This window comes from Oceanobacillus caeni (genome assembly GCF_019037185.1).
GTDB lineage: Bacteria > Bacillota > Bacilli > Bacillales > Amphibacillaceae > Oceanobacillus > Oceanobacillus caeni.
Genome location: NZ_JAHHXM010000009.1, coordinates 77,828 through 98,358 on the forward strand (window position 1 = coordinate 77,828; position 20,531 = coordinate 98,358).

The 20,531-nt window shown below is 36.4% G+C and carries 17 protein-coding genes; 6 read left to right on the forward strand and 11 right to left on the reverse strand.

Features of this window, described 5'->3' with window-relative positions; all coding sequences use genetic code 11:
- Positions 1-1,574 precede the first annotated feature (1,574 nt).
- A complete protein-coding gene (rlmN, locus tag KM885_RS07595) occupies positions 1,575-2,642 on the reverse strand; it encodes a dual-specificity RNA methyltransferase RlmN (protein ID WP_060668107.1) in 1,068 nt (355 codons plus the stop codon).
- Between the two features lie 204 nt (positions 2,643-2,846).
- Between rlmN and KM885_RS07600 the strand changes: the two genes are divergently transcribed.
- Both KM885_RS07600 and KM885_RS07605 read left to right on the forward strand, forming a co-directional pair.
- Positions 2,847-3,884: a YecA family protein gene (locus tag KM885_RS07600; RefSeq protein ID WP_216883746.1), complete on the forward strand. Its 1,038-nt coding sequence runs from the start codon at positions 2,847-2,849 to the stop codon at positions 3,882-3,884.
- A gap of 191 nt (positions 3,885-4,075) precedes the next feature.
- Positions 4,076-5,095, forward strand: a complete 1,020-nt coding sequence (locus tag KM885_RS07605) for an LLM class flavin-dependent oxidoreductase (protein WP_216883747.1) — start codon at positions 4,076-4,078, stop codon at positions 5,093-5,095.
- Positions 5,096-5,208: 113 nt separating this feature from the next.
- On the opposite strand, the gene KM885_RS07610 is transcribed toward KM885_RS07605, so the two are convergent.
- From KM885_RS07610 to KM885_RS07640, 7 genes are all read right to left on the reverse strand, one after another.
- Entirely contained in the window at positions 5,209-6,003 is a 795-nt protein-coding gene (locus tag KM885_RS07610) for a carbon-nitrogen family hydrolase (RefSeq protein ID WP_216883752.1), read from the reverse strand.
- Positions 6,004-6,078: 75 nt separating this feature from the next.
- Positions 6,079-6,678, reverse strand: coding sequence for a response regulator transcription factor (locus KM885_RS07615; RefSeq protein WP_047185168.1), 600 nt, complete (start codon positions 6,676-6,678; stop codon positions 6,079-6,081).
- Positions 6,675-7,808 (reverse strand): sensor histidine kinase, encoded by a 1,134-nt coding sequence (locus tag KM885_RS07620; RefSeq protein ID WP_216883748.1) that lies wholly within the window; start codon positions 7,806-7,808, stop codon positions 6,675-6,677. The genes KM885_RS07615 and KM885_RS07620 overlap by 4 nt, the downstream gene beginning before the upstream one ends.
- Positions 7,809-8,139: 331 nt before the next feature.
- The gene (gene desA, locus KM885_RS07625; protein WP_047185170.1) at positions 8,140-9,192 is read right to left on the reverse strand and encodes a Delta(5) desaturase DesA; all 1,053 of its coding nucleotides are present in this window, start codon (positions 9,190-9,192) and stop codon (positions 8,140-8,142) included.
- 204 nt (positions 9,193-9,396) lie between these two features.
- Entirely contained in the window at positions 9,397-10,077 is a 681-nt protein-coding gene (locus KM885_RS07630) for a phosphoribosylaminoimidazolesuccinocarboxamide synthase (protein ID WP_216883749.1), read from the reverse strand.
- A gap of 283 nt (positions 10,078-10,360) precedes the next feature.
- Entirely contained in the window at positions 10,361-11,452 is a 1,092-nt protein-coding gene (locus KM885_RS07635) for a copper resistance D family protein (protein ID WP_047185172.1), read from the reverse strand.
- Between the two features lie 3 nt (positions 11,453-11,455).
- Positions 11,456-12,004: a copper resistance CopC family protein gene (locus KM885_RS07640; protein WP_052771710.1), complete on the reverse strand. Its 549-nt coding sequence runs from the start codon at positions 12,002-12,004 to the stop codon at positions 11,456-11,458.
- Positions 12,005-12,199: 195 nt separating this feature from the next.
- Between KM885_RS07640 and KM885_RS07645 the strand changes: the two genes are divergently transcribed.
- The 3 genes from KM885_RS07645 to KM885_RS07655 all read left to right on the forward strand — a co-directional run bounded on the left by KM885_RS07645 (position 12,200) and on the right by KM885_RS07655 (position 14,349).
- Positions 12,200-13,027, forward strand: coding sequence for a sensor histidine kinase (locus KM885_RS07645; protein WP_047185173.1), 828 nt, complete (start codon positions 12,200-12,202; stop codon positions 13,025-13,027).
- Positions 13,028-13,669 (forward strand): response regulator, encoded by a 642-nt coding sequence (locus tag KM885_RS07650; protein WP_047185174.1) that lies wholly within the window; start codon positions 13,028-13,030, stop codon positions 13,667-13,669.
- A gap of 62 nt (positions 13,670-13,731) precedes the next feature.
- Positions 13,732-14,349, forward strand: coding sequence for an NUDIX hydrolase (locus KM885_RS07655; RefSeq protein WP_047185175.1), 618 nt, complete (start codon positions 13,732-13,734; stop codon positions 14,347-14,349).
- Positions 14,350-14,389: 40 nt separating this feature from the next.
- Here the strand turns inward: KM885_RS07655 and KM885_RS07660 are convergent, their stop codons facing one another.
- The 3 genes from KM885_RS07660 to KM885_RS07670 all read right to left on the reverse strand — a co-directional run bounded on the left by KM885_RS07660 (position 14,390) and on the right by KM885_RS07670 (position 18,925).
- The gene (locus KM885_RS07660; protein WP_047185176.1) at positions 14,390-16,312 is read right to left on the reverse strand and encodes an ATP-dependent DNA helicase; all 1,923 of its coding nucleotides are present in this window, start codon (positions 16,310-16,312) and stop codon (positions 14,390-14,392) included.
- 246 nt (positions 16,313-16,558) lie between these two features.
- A complete protein-coding gene (locus tag KM885_RS07665) occupies positions 16,559-18,076 on the reverse strand; it encodes an acetyl-CoA hydrolase/transferase family protein (RefSeq protein ID WP_047185177.1) in 1,518 nt (505 codons plus the stop codon).
- A 204-nt stretch (positions 18,077-18,280) separates the two neighbouring features.
- Positions 18,281-18,925, reverse strand: coding sequence for a LytTR family DNA-binding domain-containing protein (locus tag KM885_RS07670; RefSeq protein ID WP_060668098.1), 645 nt, complete (start codon positions 18,923-18,925; stop codon positions 18,281-18,283).
- A gap of 187 nt (positions 18,926-19,112) precedes the next feature.
- Between KM885_RS07670 and KM885_RS07675 the strand changes: the two genes are divergently transcribed.
- Positions 19,113-20,174, forward strand: coding sequence for an NAD(P)/FAD-dependent oxidoreductase (locus KM885_RS07675; protein ID WP_216883750.1), 1,062 nt, complete (start codon positions 19,113-19,115; stop codon positions 20,172-20,174).
- Positions 20,175-20,531: the final 357 nt, after the last annotated feature.

Below are 20,531 nucleotides of genomic sequence, written 5' to 3' on the forward strand. Positions count from 1 at the left end.
GATAATAGAAGAAAAACAAGTATTTTTTATAGTAGGAAATATGCTTTGAAAACCAGAGCTGACCAGTAGCTGCATTGGATAAGGCAATCTCGCTAGCCTCCCCTACCAAATACAACAGTGAAACATCAATCGGTACTGCCAAATATGTAAAGAATCTTACTTTTGATTAAGAAAAAAGAAGAAATGCTTGATAGTTCCAAACAATAACTGATTCTCAACGAAGATAAGCTGCAAAGAGAAGAGGAATTGGATGGATGCTACACCATTATGACGAGTGAACATCAGTATCCGATAAACGAATTGTTGAACTATGCAGATGGTCAGTGGAGGAGTGAGCAATCCTTTAAAGTCACAAAAAGTGATTTAGAAAGCAGACCGGTCTATCTTTCCAGACAAGAACACATCACAGTCCTTTTCCTCACCAAATTACTTAGTTCAAAAAGCATTGATAATATATTTGCATTTTTGGTGTCTTTTAACTATATATAATTCAAACACATATTTTGAAATTTTATTAAGGGAACAGGAGATGTCAATTATGAATAAACTAATCTCAACCATAGTTTTGGCTATCATTTTAGGGATAATATATTACCTGTTTACCCCTATACTCTCCGATGCTTTATTCGTCACTTTCGGCGCACTAATTGTATTAACACTTAGAGAAATAATAGTTTCATATTTCAACAAATGAACAAAGGCGCAAGCGCCCGTTTAGCGACGTACGGACTGGACTGAGCCGCAGGAGATAAAGGAAACACGACGAACGGAGTGAGTCGATGTTGACTTATCGTACGGAGGTGAAGGAAGTCTCGCTAGTCGCTGGGCGCTGGAGCCGGACGTGGCCCTCCCTATGACAAGATTTAATAAGCTACTTTTTTATACTATCTTATCTTTAGAAAAAATAACCAACCTTATTAGATGGTTATTTTAATTTAAATTACAAATACGTTGAGTACATACCGATCAGACCTTTACGGGCAGTTGATCTCCCACCTACCTTCTTTGTTCCCCAGAAGATCGAGTAGGGATAAACTAATTAACAGTATACGGTAGTTTTGAAATAATCTAATTTGTCTCTTTTGTCATTGCGAGAATTTTGGAACGACCTCTAAAAAAGGTATTCGGTTACAGCCATTCTTGATTGTCTCAGAGTAGTTTTATGCAACTAAATATAGGAAAACTATTGTCGGTTTGACTTTTATGATGAAGTGTTTTCCTATGTTAAGAAAAAATCGGGGATAGATTTGGGCCAAAAAAGAGTGATTTTCACTACAACCTTCCGACAAACAGAAGCAGCCAAGTATCCAATAACCATATGGATGCTTGGCTGCTTTTACTTCATTGCAAAAATCAAAGTACATATACTCATTCGCGCAAATGCTTAAACACCAAAATGTACACGTATTTGAATACTTGTATTCATAATTTGTAAACAAAACTACTATAAGTGTAAACATGTATACATATTCGCAAACACCACATTTTACCCCTCCCCTACCAGAAGGGAATCTTCTATATCCTCTTAGCCACATAAAAAATAAGCCGCGCTATTCTCTAGCACGACTTATGCATTATACTACTTTTGATTTTTTCATTTGTTTACTTCTTAATTGTCCGCATGCTGCATCAATATCAGCACCGTTTTCCCAACGTACACCGCATTGGATACCATGTTCCTTCAATATTTCAAAGAACTGCTGGATGGAGTTAGAGTCACTACGTTGATATTGAATATGCTCATCTACCGTATTGTAAGGAATTAAGTTAACATAGGCTAAATGACGGTGGTCTTTTAGTAACTTAGCAAGCTGTATAGCTTCTTCTTTATGGTCATTGACGTCTTTAAGCATAATATATTCATACGTAATTCGGCGATTTTTCTTCTCTAGATAATACTTAATTGCTGGCATTAACTTTTCTAATGGAAATGCCTTATTAATCTTCATAATACTAGTACGTAATTCGTTATTAGGTGCATGTAGGGAAACAGCAAGATTCACTTGAATATCTGTATCAGCAAATTCATAAATCTTATGAGCTAGACCACTTGTAGATACCGTAATATGTCTAGCACCAATATTTAACCCACGATCATCATTCACTACATATAAGAAATTCATTAAGTTCTTGAAGTTATCTAAAGGCTCCCCTATTCCCATAACTACGATATGACTAACGCGCTCTTCTTTTCCTTGTTCGTCTAGGTGTTTCTGTACATTCATGATTTGTTCTACAATTTCGCCACTAGTTAAATCACGGCTCTTTCTTAATAAACCACTTGCACAAAATGAGCAACCAATGTTACATCCTACCTGTGTCGTAACACAAACAGATAAACCATAACTAAAACGCATAAGGACTGTTTCAATTAAATTTCCGTCTGTAAGTCTAAACAAGAACTTTTTCGTACCATCTTTAGATTCCTGTCTAATTTCCTCATCTAGTGTGTGCAATACAAAATTATCTTCTAACAATTCTATCGTTTGCTTGTTCACGTTTTTCATTTCATTAAAGTTATTCACACGCTTTTTATATAGCCAATCCCATACTTGATTAGCTCTAAAGCGTTTCTCACCATGCTCCATTAGCCAATCTTCTAATTCATGAAAAGTTAGCCCATATATGGATGTTTTGTTCACGATAAACCCTCATTTCGATTCATTAAAGTCCTACCATACATCATACTCCATGTGGTATAAGGAAATCAAATTGAAAATAGTGGATATTATGGGGTACTCTATTGTATATTTTACAATACATGAGTCTAATGAAATACTTGAAGGAATACAAGGTTTAATTCATAATTAAAGATAATACTAATAGATAAAGTAGGTATATGAAATATGAGTAAAATACGAAGAAACGATCCATGTCCCTGTGGGAGTGGTAAAAAATACAAAAAATGTTGTGGCGCTTCTAATGTAATTGCTTTTAGCCCAGACCTTTATAATATAGAATTAGATAAATTACATACAGAACTTATAAACTTTACTAAATTTAAACACCAGGATGCTTTTATCGAGGCTGTTAGCGACTTCCATCAACCCTTTATTAAAGAAGATGATGAACGATCAGATATTTATATTAAGAGTATTTCATTATGGACTGTCTTTAATGTACCGTTTATAGAAAATAAACAAACCCCTTTTAATGCCTTCTATGAAAAGTATAAGTCTAATATAAAATACAAAAAGGTAGTAGAAACATTTTCGAAATGGGATCAATATAAACCAGGCGTTTTCGAAATCATGTCGAAAAGCGAACAGGAAAACAAGATAACTTTACGCAATGTTGTTTCTAATGAATTATTCCATATCGCCTATAGAAACGCAGAAATGCTAAATGAAGGTAACCTTGCTGTCGGTATACTAGTTCCATATGTTCAGAAATATGAATTCTTCTCCACGATGGTTCTACTTGGAGATGCTAAGAAGAATCAAGTAATCGATATCGCATCCCGATATACGAAAAAATACGGTTCCCTCGTTCAACATTATCCCGATTTTCTAGCGGAAATTCTTACGTTGGATGAACAAGAGGAAGATGAGAAGTTGGAGTGGGATAATCCCTTGCATGAACATGTTGTACAAGAGTTTACCAATCACATGCGGATGAAAAACATCGAGGGAAAATATACAAGCATCGGAGAACAACTATGGAACGTCTATTGCAAAAATGAAAACCCTAATTTTAAAAAGGCAGCAGGGTATGCTGGAGCATTAGATTACCTCGTTCAAAATCTAATTCTAGAAAATGAAGTTACTCAAAGTGAAGTCGCAAAAGAATACGAAACATCAGCTACAACCATCTCATCTAATTTCAGAAAGCTTCAGACTGCTTTAGATGAAGAGATTCAACAAGTTATAAAGGAACTTAAATAGCCAAATCTATGGGCTACTGTAAACATATGAAGTAAATAACAGCAAATATCGCAACACCTTAAGGGCCTGATAAATATTGATTTATCAGGCCTTTAAACTTTAGTCAAGCCTTTCTTAAGCTAAAAATTGGACTCTACCAGAGGAAGTCTTTATCATTGCTTATTAAGAAAACACTTATTGAGGTGAATAGAATGAGCATACATGCAAGAGCAAGAAAGTTTAATGATATACCATTATCTATTCTAGATTTAGCACCAATTGTGGAAGGAAGCACAGCGGCAGATTCCTTTAAAGAAAGTGTAGAACTTGCACAACATGCTGAAAAATGGGGATATAATCGTTATTGGCTAGCAGAACATCATAATATGCCTGGAATTGCAAGCTCCGCTACTTCTATTCTAATTGGTCATATTGCGGAAAAGACAAATTATATGCGTATTGGTTCAGGTGGAGTGATGCTACCTAACCATGCAACCATCGTGGTGGCAGAACAATTTGGAACATTAGAATCCTTGTATCCAGGACGTATCGACCTAGGTTTAGGACGAGCACCAGGGACAGACCAGGCAACTGCTTATGCATTACGTAGAACATTAAATATGGGGCCTGAAGAGTTTCCAATGCAAGTAAATGAATTACAAGACTACTTTAAAGAAGAGCCCATTTCTAGGGTACGAGCTATCCCTGGACAAGGCTTGGATATCCCCATTTGGCTACTAGGTTCTAGCGATTTTAGTGCAAGACTAGCAGCTGAAAAAGGTCTGTATTTCTCATTTGCAAGTCATTTCGCACCAGCATATTTACTTCAAGCGCTTAAGTTATATCGCGATAACTTTAAACCGTCTGAAACGTTAGAAAAACCACATGCAATGATTGGCGTTAATGTTATTGCAGCTGAAACAGATGAAAAGGCACAGTATTTAGCTTCCTCTCATCAAATGCAATTTTTAAATATTCGTAAAGGGATCAGTTCCAAATTGCAGCCACCAGTTAAGAATATGGATGAAGTTTGGTCTCCTCTTGAAAAGGCAGCTGTGGAAGAATCACTTGATCCGAATACAACGATTATTGGTAGTCCTGAGACAGTAAAAAGAAAGCTTGAAAGAATCCAAGAAGTAACACAAGCAGATGAATTAATTATTAGCTCACAAATCTATCATCTTGAAGATCGCTTACGTTCTTATGAAATTATATCGGAACTAATGGATTAAAAATAACCGTGGCCAGTAAAAGCCACGGGTATTTTTTTATCCACCTAGAGTTTTTGAAGCTACTTCCGACATCTTACCATCCTGTCTTTGCGCAATACATGTTTCATTCGGATTCAATATTCATCATACATCTCTGGTCTTCGGCTTGAAAAGATGGGAACATTTTGACGTATTTCAGGTACGGATTCCAATGAAACTGATTCAACGATGGTTTCTTCTGTCTCTTCACTACCAACTTGCAGGTGATTCCCCCATGGGTCTATTACCATGGAAGTGCCGGCGAAGTCCTCGCCATCATAAGAGCCAACACTGTTACATGACACAACATAAAATTGATTTTCGATCGCCCTTGCAATCTGAAGTGCTTTCCAATGCTCTTTGCGGGCTGTTGGCCATTCCGCAACAACATATAAAATTTGTGCACCTTGTAGTGCCAAACTTCTTGCCAATTCCGGAAATCTTAAGTCATAACAAATAATAAATCCCATTTTTATACCGTCTAATTCAAATACCTTTGCCTTCTTCTGACCACCAGTTAAATATTTAGGCTCATCTAACATAGGGACAAGGTGGATCTTATCGTAAGTATAAACTACCTCTCCTTGGCGATTAAGAGCGATACTCGTATTGTAGAACTTTCCATCCTTTTTATTTGCAAAAGAACCACCAATAATATTGATTTGATAGGTTCTTGCTAATTCTTTTAGAAAAGATGTGGTTGGTTCACCGTCTATGTCAGCTAACACATCCAATTCAGGAAGAGTATATGCCGTCGTCCACATTTCTGGTAGAACAATAGTGTCCGGTTTCTCTTCCTTCACTGTTTCTTTTACCCAATTTTTAACCTTTTGTCTGTTTTCTTCCGGTTTCCCGGCTACAACATTCATCTGATAAATGGCATGTTTCATTACCATTGCCTCCCCCAATTTTTGTGAGTAAACTTATGCAGTATTTATTTCTAAACTTTCCTGTCTGCGAAAAGATTACTTAAACCAACCTTTTTCCTTAAAGCGCGATATTGCCTCTATTCGATTGCTTACATTCAATTTATCTAGAATAACCGAGATATAATTACGTACGGTGCCCGTTGTTAAGAACAACTGATTGGCAATTTCTTTCGTGTTTTTACCATCTGCAATTAACTTGATAACTTGCTCCTCTCTTTCCGTCAAAGGATTCTCTTCTTCATAGACCATATCCACTAACTCAGGTGCATATACTTTTCTCCCACTCATGATAGTCCGTATCGAATTTGCTAGTTCTTCACTAGGGCTATCTTTTAATAAGTAACCATTGACTTTCGCCTTTCTAGCACGATCGAAATAACCGGAACGGGCAAACGTTGTTAGAATAATTACTTTACAAGGATCATCCACTAATTGTTCAGCTGCATCTAATCCACTCATAACAGGCATTTCTATATCCATAATACATATGTCTGGTTGATACTGCTTGACGAACTTCAAGGCTTCCTCCCCATTTTTCGCCTTCCCTACTACTTCCATATCTTCTTCTAAATCAAGAAGAGCACCCAGAGCGCCAAGCATCATTCCTTGATCTTCAGCTATGACAATACGAATCATACTACCCCTCCCGTTTGATTTGGTCCGGTTATTTTTGGTACTTGAACGGTAATTAACGTGCCTTCAAATGCTTCCGCTTTCAAATCTCCGTTCACAAATTCTAATCTTTCACTCATTCCACGTAACCCATTCCCAACTGACCACTCAGGGTTCGTGATTCCAATTCCATTATCCCATACTGTAATGGATATTTCACTTTCCGATTGTAGAATAGAAATTTTACAAACAGATGCTTTACTATGTTTTACAACATTTGTAACTGCTTCTTTTAAACACATACTTAAAACATTTTCTACTAATAAAGGTGTATCTAAAAGCCGAGTACTTCCATTAATAATACAATCAATTTGCGCAGCCTTTAATACTTGTTGAATATGTACCATCTCGTCCTCCAGTTTAACAGCTCTCATCGTAGAAACTATGTCTCTTACTTCCTTTAATGCTGTCCTAGCTGTTTGATGGATGTCATTTAATTCATTTGTTGCTTTATCCGGATCCCGATAAATTAATTTCCCCGCAAGATCACTTTTTAAGCCGATAAGAGAGAGTTTCTGACCTAATGTATCATGTAAGTCCCGTGCAATACGTTGGCGCTCCTCTGCTACTAATAATTCCGAAATACGCTCATTGGCATCTTGCAAATCACTTTCCAACTTTTCTCTTTTATTACGGTTATACATATTAAATGGTAGTAGGATAACACCAATAATACTTACAATGACAAAAGGAAGTTGCGTTAGGTACGTTGCACTATCCACGATGAACCCAAGGATAACAGCCCCTAAGGTAGTAACTACATGTACAATATATAACGTGATAAAACCTGCCCTTTGTTGAATATTACCGATAAAGAAGGCTAGAAATAAGGAAAAATATACATATCCAAAATAAATGGTCATGACGAAACTAATCGTCATTTGGACACCTACAGATACGTAAACAGTCCAACCTTTTTTAATAAATGCCAAGCGATATGTAGCGAAAAATAAAACAACCATAAAAAGCCCGATTGAAATTTCCATCCATCTGAATGTACGGAAAATAAAATAGAATGGTAGTACACAGAAAATGATCCATGCGTATAAACTTAGACCCGTATTTGTAGGAAAAAGATGATACCAATTTTGCATAAATGTACCTCCATCCAAAAGCCAATTCTTTCATTTTAAGTAAGTATATCAGATTAGTGAAAGATACGCGTAGCAATGAGCAAAGGCTCCAGCGCCCGTTTAGCGACGTACGGACTGGACTGAGCCGCAGGAGATAAAGGAAACACGACGAACGGTGTGAGTCGATGTTGACTTATCGCACGGAGGTGAAGGAAGTCTCGCTAGTCGCTGGGCGCTGGAGCCGGACGTGGCCTTTTCTGAATAATTATCCACCTGAGGCAAATTTTATAATTTCCTAAACCACTATGAAAAGAACCCTTTACACCAATTTATTGGTAAAGGGTTCTCCTCATTATTCTTCCTGGAACTTTGCTGTGTTTACTTTTAACGAAACTCTTAAATCCTTTTGCCTTTGCATTGCTTTATATTCTTTAAAACTTACGAATGTTCGACTTGCTTGGTCATAAAGGCGGAAGCGAATCGATTGTAGGCTTGTTTTTAATGTTATGGTTGTTGCTTTTTGTAATGGCGGAGTAGATTCATGCGCTTTTTCCAGTTGGTAATTCGGAACTCTCGGACTTAAATGATGCACATGGTGAAATCCTATATTCCCTGTTAACCATTGCAAGACTTTCGGAAGTTTATAATACGAGCTTCCATCAACAGCAGCTTTTACATAATCCCATTCTTCCTCATTCTCAAAATAGGAATCTTCAAATTGATGCTGCACATAAAACAGCCAAACACCTAGTGATCCGGCAATAAATATAATCGGTAGTTGAACCATTAATAATGATTGCCACCCAATGAACCAAACCAATAATACATAAATAACAACAAGGGAGACATTGATTAAATAGGTATTCCACCGTTCCTTACGTTTTGCACCTTTACGATTAAAACGGTTCGAAATGAGGAAAAGATAAAAAGGGCCTAATCCAAACATAACAAGGGGGTTGCGATACAATCGGTAACCTAATCTCCCCCAAAAGGACGCTTCCGTATACTCATCCACTGTCATGACCCAAACATCACCAGTTCCACGTTTATCTAAGTTGCTACTAGTAGCATGATGAATGGAATGATCCCGTTTCCACTTTTCAAAAGCAAAGTGAGTAATAATCCCCGTAATCGTTCCCAGTATACGATTCGCTTTTCCACTTTTGAAAAAGGACATATGCGTACAGTCATGAAAAATAATAAAGATTCGGACAACAAATCCCGCTGCAACAATAGAAAAAGGCAGGCTTAACCAAAATGAGATAGATAGACTTTGATATGCCAAAAACCACAGTAAGAAAAACGGTACAAACGAATTAATAATCTGGATAATACTAATTTTCATATCAGATGTTGCAAATGGAGCAACACTTTTTCTTAATTGTGCTTGCTTTTGTTTGCTCATTTTTTCCTCCTAAGAACTAGTACTAATAAAGTTACTATTAGTTTAAAAGAAATGAGCAAGTAATATAAGTCATAAACGTCAAGAAAGTAATATGACAAATGTCATATAGGGAGTGAAAAATGAGCTAGTCTATCCTAAAATCAAACATAAAGAAAGTCGCAACTCGATTGGATTACGACATATGTTTCATGGTTAGTTAAAACCTTAGTCTAGCAATAATTGCTCCAAATCTAATGGAAGAATATACTTGCCATCTTTATAAACTCTCATATTTCCACCAGATATTTCATCTATTAAAATGATTTCATTTGCTTTATTTCTACCAAATTCTAACTTAATATCATAAAGTTCCATACCTTTTTTACCTAATTCCTCTCTCACGACAAAAGAGATATCTTTTGTTAAGCTTTTAAGAACTTCATATTCATCTGTAGTTAAAATACCTAGCATGTCTAATGCATCTTTACTAATCGGTGGATCTTGACGTTCGTCGTCCTTAATCGTAACTTCAACGAATGCATCAAGGGGTTGCCCTTCTTCTACATATGCCCCGTATCTTCTTAAGAAACTTCCGACAGCACGGAAACGACAAATAACTTCTAGTCCATTGCCAAATACAGTAGCTGGTGCAACCTTCATCTCTTGTTTTTCAATATCCGCATCTATATAATGAGTTGGAATATTTCTTTCTTTTAGTTTTTCAAAGAAAAATTGTGTTAATGTTAATCCTGCCATACCAGCACCTTCAATGGATAGCCCTACTGAATTTGCACCGGGGTCAAAAACGCCATCCTCACCGGTAACGTCATCTTTAAACTTTAATAAATAATTTCCATCTTCTAGTTCAAATACATCTTTCGTTTTACCAGTGTATACATGCTTCATCTGCAGCACCTCTTTGGTAGAAATTTTTATCATATGGTTATTATGACATATTTTAAATAATATGTCACTATAACTTCTCCTTTTCCCCCAATTCCCTTAGGAATAGTTGTTCGCAATCTATTAATGTTTGGTTTTTGCGCCTCCTGTATGTCAGTTTAGAAGAGCGCTTGTTTTAAATTAAAATGAACAAAACAAAAAGAAAGATCATGTTTAAAAAACTTATCAAAACATGATCTTTCTTTCATAATTTATAAGGACTGTTTTATCCAACAAAATAAGCATTTTAGCGAACTACTACAGCCGTCATTAACATGGAGTATATACTCATTACAAATAGGCAACTAAATAGAAAAGATACAATAAGTGATGCCTTTTTATAAAATGATAATACCATCAACCCCGTAAATAAAATAGATAGGATAAGTAAAAGTACAGTATTTAAATTTATATCCAACCCGATGGTACTACTTGAGTCGATAATCCCATTTTGAAACAAACGGAAAATAGGCGATACTACATCACTTGTTAAATAGTTACCATGGGGTGGTGATTGCTGTGAAAATACAGCTGTAATCATAAAGATGACAAATAATATAAGACTCTCCACTCGAACCCAAGGAATAGGATTAAATGTCGCATCGTTGGACAGTTTATATTTCACGATAAAACCATTAATGAATGCATAAAAGACAAGTGGTAGTAAGAATAAATGTTTGATTAATAACCCTTGTCCGTATGAAACCATCCATGCATCCGTATATCCTTCGACTAATACATCTGTTAATAACAAACCACTAAGACCTGTCGCAACTAAACACCCAAAAGCAACCTGTGAAAACCAGCTTAAAAATTCAATCCAATTATTATAATTGATCGCACACCAGCCAACAACAAACAGAATACCTACCCATAGGCTAACTGCAGTGAGATGGACAAAGTGGCTTATTATCCCTGTAGTTGGATTAATAGACCCCGCATGGCTGGACCAAGCAATAGTAAGTATTAATCCAACTGTTAGAATCATCCCTAAAAAGGCGAAAATACGCTTCTCGTTAGACCTAGCAACAACGATTAAAAATACTAAAATAGCGGAACCGAAAAGCGTAAAGTTCCATGCATCCCCTACTGAGTAGGTGGTTAACACAATTTTGATTGATTCAAATAAACCTAAGCGCGGTGCAATCAATACAATAATATCAAGGACAGGAATAAAGGCGAAAATCGGTAGTGTTATGGCACTAATAAATAACATACGCTTTCGAATAATTACTTCAGGACGATTATTGCTTGGCACAAGTAATAGTAAAAAGCTCCCTAGTAAAACCGAAAAACATACATATAAAAGTACCTGACTTACCATCACTACGATATCCATTCACTATTTCTTCCTTTTAATAAGTAAGATGAAACCAACGATAACAATAACAACTAAAATGACAATAAGAATGGTTGTCATAGAAGATGATTCTTCATCATCCGTTGTTTGTTCGGCTGTTTCTGTCGCGTCTCCAACCTCTGTCTCTTCTGTTTCAACAGGGTCTTCAGTTACCTCTTCCCTTGATTCAGGAACTTCGGAATCAACGGTAAATGAGAACTCCCCTTCCATTGGGTGACCATCTGCACTAATAATATTCCAATTTACCTGAAAATCCCCATTTGTAAGTGGCTCAGCAACCGTACCTGTCAATGTACTTTCATTAATAATAATTTCTTCGAGTTCAACATCTTTCCCATCTGTGGTTGTAACATCCATAAAGCTACCTTGTTCAATATCACCATCAAATTCAAGAACAATTTCACTTAATGGCTCTGATAGAACGTCACCATCTGTTGGATTGGATTCCGATAAATGTGAGTGAGCAAACACAGTAGTAGAAATACACATAGCACATAAAAATACCGCTACTGTTGTAAATATACGTTTCAAAGTAATTCCTCCCTTATTTGTATAAGCAACTTTATGAATCATTATTTCGTGATTCAAGTTACATCAAACATTATAAATTAAAATTGCAATATGAAATAATCCCCCAAAAGAGTGATTTAAGGGGAAAATTGTTAATAAAGTTCGAATAAATGATAAGATAAACTAAAACTTACTTTGCCAAAAGGCGGTGAAGACATGAAATATAAACAGATTAAATGGCTCATTTTAACGATACCAACTATCACCATTGCCTTGTGGGAATATATCCGTCATAAATTTCTACTTTCTTATATTTCAATGGACATGGGGAATATTCTTTCCCCTATACTAGTTTTTATTGTTACACTCGTCTTTTTACGTCACTTATTTTCGATTTTAGAAAAAATTCAAGAGGAACTAAGGCAGGAGAAGACTAAAAAGGCCGCACTAATTGAGAGAGAAAAATTAGCTAGGGAACTCCATGATGGAATTGCTCAATCGTTGTTTCTATTGTCTGTTAAAGTGAATAAATTTGGTAGGAATAATGACCTCAAAGATGATCCAGATTTTCAAAAAATCAAACAAACCTTACAACATATTCATGAAGATACTCGTCAGGCGATTACAAATTTGAAGTATATACCAAATGAAGAACCATTTAATTGGACAGAAACTATTTATCAGTACGTAGCGGAATTAAAAAATCAACATTTAATGGATGTTCAGTTAGAGTGGGAAATTAAAGAAAATACATTATCGCCAAAAGAGAAAGTGGAGATTTTCGCCTGTATAAAGGAAGCCGTTGTAAATGTGATTAAACACGCAAAGACGAATCAAGTATGGATTCATGCAAAGGAAATAGATAATGGATGGACTTGCCAAATTAGGGATCAAGGAATAGGTTTCACAAATAAAACGATTCAATCTAAAAAAGGCTATGGACTACAAATCATTAAAGATAGAGCCAAAGATATGGAATGGGATTTTTCTATGAAAAGAATGGATAATCAGACAATCATCGAATTAAAAAAGGAGAACATATAGATGCAACCCTTTCGAATATTAATCGTAGACGATCATGCCCACGCAAGAGAAGCTATTCGAGAAATCTTAGAAGAACACACCGACTTTGTTATTGTAGGAGAAGGAAAGAACGGAGAAGAAGCAATTAAACTAACTGAAGAATTAATGCCCGACATTATTCTCATGGATATTCAAATGCCCGTAATGGACGGTTTAGAAGCAACCAAAAGAATCAAACTCAAATTCCCCTACGTAAAAATTGTCATGATTACCGTATCTGATGATATCACCGACTTGTTTGATGCATTAAAGAAAGGAGCTCAGGGTTATTTATTAAAAAATATTCAACCAGAAGCATGGAGTGAACATTTACGTGCCTTTGCCTTAGATGAAGTACCAATGTCCAAAGAAATCGCCTTTCAGATTTTAAAGGAATTCCCTCAAAACAAAACCAAGACTATAAAGAAAACACCTTTATCCACCCGGGAAATGGAGGTGCTACAATTAGTAGCCAAAGGTTTTTCCAACAGAGAAATTTCCGAGTCACTCTTTATTTCGGAGCATACGGTTAAAAGTCATTTGAAAAATATATTAAGTAAGCTTCATTTAGAAAATCGAGTTCAACTAACAAGCTATGCCTTTCAACAGGGACTATTGAATTAGCCATAAGCACTTCACAGTATTTTCTGTATAATAGATTATAAAGATGGGAAAGGGGGAGAAAGATGGATATAAACCAAATGATACAAAAGCTTAAAAATAGAGAACCCTCTATTTTAGGGGAAGAACATTTTTTTAAGTCTGCTGTACTGCTTCCTCTTGTTGAAGTAAATCAGGAATTACATATATTATTCGAGGTAAGATCCATGAATTTACGGCGACAACCAGGTGATATATGTTTTCCAGGCGGCAGGATTGATGAAGAGGACCAGACACCTATGCATTGTGCGGTTAGAGAGACAACAGAGGAATTGGGTATCAAGAACACGGATATAGTTGACGTTTTTCCATTGGATTATGTTGTCGCCGATATGGGGCGTATCATTTACCCATATGTTGGCCGAATTAAAAACCCCGAGGAAATTGTTCCAAATAAGGATGAGGTCGGAGAGGTATTTACGATTCCTTTAGACTATTTACTAGAGAATGAACCAGACGTATATAAAGTACATTTTGAAGTTAAGCCAGCTGATGACTTCCCATTTGATTTAATTATTGGTGGAGAGAACTACCAATGGCAGATGAGGCATATGAATGAAATGTTTTATCAATATGATGGGAGAGTCGTTTGGGGGTTAACTGCAAAGATACTTTATCATTTTATAAGTTTGGTAAAATGTTAAAACGAGCATCTTTTTATCAGATGCTCGTTTTACAGTTTCATTAAAACTTAATTTCCACAGGCAATACCGCTTTAACTTCCTGCAGGTATTTCTGTTCTTCATCTTCACTCATCCAAATGTGTACGATCCCGCTATCCTCACTCGTACGAATTAGCCTACCAATACCTTGTCTTAAGCGTAGTAACATGTATGGTAAATCTACTTCCTTTTCAGGATCTTTTGCATGTTTCCTTTTCGCTTTAAAAACAGGGTCATTTGGTGGGAACGGAAGAGAGGAAATGATCACTTGTGTAAGTGACTTTCCAGGAACATCAAGACCTTCCCATAAATGATACGAACATAGTACAGCTGTCTCATCTACTTGGAATCGCCTTACCATTTCACTTATTTCTTGATCTCCTTCGAAAAGGATCGTGAAAGGTATATCCCTGTTATGGATAAAACGGCGGAATTCATCCATTTCCTCTCTTGAAGAAAACAATAATAATGAACCGCCATTATTTTCAATGATGGACGAAATCATTTTATCCCACTTATCGTCCCTATTTACAGACCCAAAAATTTGCATTTGTCTTTCATAATCAAATGGCGATGCCACGGAAAAAGAGTCCACGTTTTCTATGCCAAGACTCTTGGCGATGTAAGAAAAATCCCCTTGATGAGAAAGGGTGGCAGATGAAAATACAAACGGAATCTTTTGTGTGAATACCTCTTTTTTAAGTACATCTTCCACAAGGCGCGGCATAATGACAAGACTTATCGTATCTTGAATTTCCTCTAACCAATAAATGCCCTCATCATCTCTTGAAATCGTACGTAACCCGTTGGAGAAGAACTCCAAAAACTCTTCAATAATCTTGATGTAGTAATCATCGATTGTAAATAATTCCGAATCGAAGACAAGCTCTTCCAATAATTGATTGACCTTAGCATCAAGCTTTTTAATATCTTCAAGGATTTCTTTCGTTAAAGTGATCTCCTGCCTATTAGAACCCTCCACAACATGGGCTGTGTCGGCTAACTTATCGAATAGGATATCATTGTCCATTAAGATATCTTCCACTAATAATAGGGATTCCTCGCGTACATCTTGCCCTATATATCCTGTCAACACTTTTGTAATCGTGTCGAGGTTATATCGGTACGTTAATCCTTTTTGAGCTGCGAATTCTAATAAATGACCTTCATCAAAAATAACAGAACTAGCCTCAGGTAAAAGTGGCAACTGCCCTTCACGTTTTCGGGATTCCTTTGTCCAAATATGCTCCATATAAAAGTCATGTGAACAAATGATAATATCGCTAGCATGTCGGTAATATTCCCTATTCAACGTCTGACCACTGCGGTGTCTCCACTCACAAGTAGGGCATTGTTGCAATGGGTCCCAGGCAATTTTCTCCCAGGTCTCATCCGAAACCCAAGGATATTCCTTCCGATCCCCATATCGTTCAAAGGTTTTTACTTTGGACTTCGAATCGAAAACAAATTCCGGAATAGCATCATATACCTTCATGATGTCCTCGTCATCAGTATTGTCTATCAATGCATCTAGTTTTCGCACACAAACATATTGTTCCCGTGACTTTGCCAACCTTACATCGACATTAATTCCTAATGCTTTTTCCAGCTTTTCTATATCTCCGCCTTTTTTCACAAGCTGTTCTATTAATGTTTCATCCGCACAAGAGATGATGGCCGGTCTTCCCATATAACGTGCATAACAAATCGCATAGATAAGATAAACAAATGTTTTCCCTGTACCAACACCTGCTTCAGCAAAGATAGCTCTCTTATTCTTAAAAGCTTGCTCTAGTTGAAATGCCATATATATTTGTTCATCTCGAAGTTCATAGCCTTGTTCTGGGAGAATGTCATAAAATACGTCCCCAACATAATCACCCAGTCTTTCAAAGAAATTCTCCGTTTTCGAAACGGTAAACGGTAATGATTGATTTCTAGTCATTATATACTCCTTTATTTCAACATTGTTAACCCATTCATTGTAAAGAATACATTTAGAGATAGCAATTACTAAGATAAATATATAGTCATTCGTGAATAAAAGTAGATTTAAAATTGTATATCCCTAAATCCTTTCAAGAACAAGTCTAAAGTTGAAAAATAGAGACTGATCCTCTCTCCCCCAAGAGAAAATCAGTCTCTAATATTCCGTATTATAATTAAACCCCTTTTAAATGATCATAAAACCTTATATTTGAGCTTTTAATGGCATCTTCATCGTTCCATGCTCTTTAAAGCTTATATGCCATGAGAATGCTTTTTCAAGCACATGTGGGGTCTGCCCTCCCCGTTCCAGTGCTTCATTATAATATTCCCAAAGCTGTTCACGATACATTGGATGGGCGCAATTCTCAATAATTAACGGTACACGTTCCCTTGGTGCAAGGCCTCTTAAATCTGCATAGCCTTGTTCGGTAACAACAACATCCACATCATGTTCAGTATGGTCGACATGCGATACATAAGGCACGATACTAGATATATCGCCATCCTTTGCGATTGATTTAGTTACGAAAATTCCTAATCTCGAGTTTCTAGCAAAATCCCCTGATCCACCGATACCATTCATCATCTTCGTCCCACTAACATGAGTAGAATTAACATTTCCGTAAATATCAAATTCCAACGCCGTATTAATGGCAATCAACCCAAGTCTCCGGATAATTTCCGGATGATTTGAAATCTCCTGTGGACGTAAGATTAACTTTTCACGATATTTCTCGAATTCACCAAAGACTTGCTTCATTTTTTCCTCAGATAAGGTTAGGGAACAAGCCGAAGCAAAGTTTACTTTCCCCGCATCAATGAGATCAAAAACGGCATCTTGCAAAACCTCAGAATAAACAACTAAATCATGAAACTCTGAATCAATCATTCCGTGAAGAACCGCATTAGCTACAGAGCCAATACCAGATTGTAATGGCATGAGACTTTCTGTTAGTCTACCTGCCTTCACTTCTTCCTGTAAGAAGTTTAATAGATGATTCGCAATCATTTGTGTTTCCTCATCAGGTGGAACGATTGTGGATGGTGAATCTAATTGGTGAGTAAATACAATCCCTTTCACCTTATCCATATCAAGTGGAATCCCCATTGTTCCAATTCGTTGATTAGGTTGGGTTAAAGGGATTGGTTCCCTATCCCCTTGTTGATTCGGACTATATAAATCATGTATTCCTTCTAACTCTACTGGCTGTGCTGTATTAATTTCGATAATAATGTTATCGGCAAATTCAGCAAACGCTTGTGAATTCCCAATGGACGTACTAGGAATAAGCAATCCATCCTCTGTAACCATAATCGCTTCTAAAATAGCATAATCAATTGAATCAATTGCGCCTGCCCTAAGTAATTCTGAAGTATGGGATAAATGCTGATCTACAAAGAAGTGCTCCCCAGTATTAATTTTATTTCTCATAACAGGTTCAGCTTGAAAGGGTAATCGTTTGTTTACGATTCCAGCTTCGGCAAACATCTTATCAATGTTAGATCCTAATGAAGCGCCTGTATACACATTTACTTTAAACCGCTCTCCTGCTTCTGCCCTATTCACGAGCGCGGTTGGTACAGCTTTCGCATCACCTGCACGTGTAAAACCACTTAACCCCAATGTCATTCCATCTTCAATCCAAGTTGCCGCCTCTTCCGCTGTAACAACTCGATTAACTAACTGCGGGGCTTTAATCCTTTGAATTTTCTCCTGCATCCTCATCCCCCCACATATTATGGTCAACACCATTATAAGCGCTTTCATATTCATTTAGGGGAAAAAAGGATAAAACAAGAAATATAGGTCTAAATCATTATACTAACGGAATAATACAGCATTTTTCCGTTTAGAACAATCGGCATTTGCCAATCCTTTAGGCAAATGCCTTAGTTGCTATATGCTGTTTTATGAAAAGGAAAATTAGAACCCCAATAACTTTCTAAAATAACTGGAGTAGGATTGACTTACAGGTATTTTGGCACCATTATCCATTTCTAGAAAAAAGGTAGAATGTGTATCCGGATAAATGTGCTTGATATGATTTACGTTCACGACAAATGAACGGTGACAGCGTATAAAGTGTTTACGAGGCAAAAGATATTCAAATTCTTGCAACGTATTGGAATGAGTCCCCTCGTATTCCTTTGAATAGACATGTGTTTTTCTATCTTTTGTTTCTATGTATTGGACCATTTCAAATGGGACGGGTTTCCATCCATCACTTGTTTTCATAGTTACGACAGATTTACCTTCCGTATAAGCCGGATAAATCGCTAATACACAGCCAACTAACTCCGTATCCTGATGAAAAGGAACAGCCATTCCATGATATGGGATCCCATAAACCTCTCGATTGATAAATTCAGAAACCTTTTGTTTGGAAGATATTGCTTTATAGGCAATCGTTCCTTCCTTGATGGGGTCACCAGGTTTAATTTTCAAATCAATACGCTTACTCCTGCGGTAATAGATATATTCCTTTGTATTTGTTACTGCTATCGATATTTCATCAGAAAAAAGCTCCCCTATGACATCTAATAAAGTAGGGAAATTTAATTTCTCCATAATAACCTCCTGAAAAATGGAAAATATTAATTAAGAGTTGTATTTATATATGCATTCATAGTATAGCATGACCTTGATTTATTAGGGATATCGTTATTTTTAAGTCCTTAATAAAGTGACACTATATCAAAATTTTGTTAATCTATTAAATGGAACATAGTGCGATAACAACATTGGGGGTAGGAAAATGAAAAGGCTAGTTATTTTAGGTGGGGGCTATGGCGGTATTAAAGTATTAAATGGTTTATTAGATCATCAATTGCCAATAGATTTACAAATCTATGTTGTGGATCGTAATCCATTTAGATCACTAAAAACTGAATTTTATGCCATCGCTGCTGGTACTTCTGCTGAAACAGACGTACGTGTAAGTTTTCCAGAAGATGATCGTGTTACCTATCTTTTCCGAGAGGTATCCAAAATAGATATAGAAAATCAGCAAATTATTTTTGATGATGAAGATGAAAATCTCCCGTTTGATTATTTAGTCATCGGCTTAGGTTGTGAAGACAACTATCATGGGGTTCCTGGGGCTGAGGAATTTACCAAAAGTGTTCAAACCTTTGCAAAAGCATGTGACGCAGGGCTACAAGTCGCCAATTTAAAACCTTATGGAAAAGTTTCTGTAATTGGTGCTGGACTTAGTGGAATCGAGGTTGCATCAGAGATAAGAGAAAGTAGACCAGATTTAAATATTAAACTGTTAGATCGTGGACCAACCGTACTAAAAGCATTTGATTCTAAAATACAAGAATACGTTGAAAAATGGTTTATTGAAAATAATGTGGACGTGGTCCATCACTCTAATGTAGAATATGTTGAAAAAGATGGGGTTTGTAATAATGGGGTATGCTATCTTAATGATGTAACCATTTGGACGGCAGGAGTACGACCAAATTACTTAGTTAGAGAACTTCCTTTTGAAAAGGATAAACATGAGAAAATAAAGACGAATGAATTTTACCAAGTACCAGCACAGCCTAATGTATATGTGTTGGGGGATTGTGTAGCGTCCGAACATTCACCAAGTGCACAATTGGCAATGCAACAAGGTGAACAAATTGCGGAGATTTTACTTGCGGTGCTCCACGATAAGGAACCGAAAAAGCCAAAACGAATTAAACTAAAAGGAACATTAGGTTCACTAGGTAAATCAGATGGATTTGGAAATATGATGACCTACCCAATGATTGGCTTTTTACCTAGATTAGCGAAGTCGGGTGTACTTTGGTTGAGTAAACGACATTAATTGTAAGCATTCATACTATTCCCGTATGGTGTGTAAAACATATTACTTATACCCAAAATAACAAAAACTCGTAATAACTTAATTACAAAGGCTTGGTTCATTTTTAGAACCAAGCCTTGCTTTCTTTCTAAATACCTTTGACACCTTCAACAATCTAAAAGTTCTTTTCCAACTATCTTATCAAGTACATTTCAATTGGGTTTTTACTTCAATTTGTCCCTGATAGCTGTTTTCACGGACTTTTCCTTGGGTTTTTTGCTTCATTTTGTCCCTGATGGCCTGCACCTGGTTCTGTCAAGTAGACAGTACTGAAGTGTCTCTAAATTTTTGCCTAATACATTGTCTTACCAAATATTT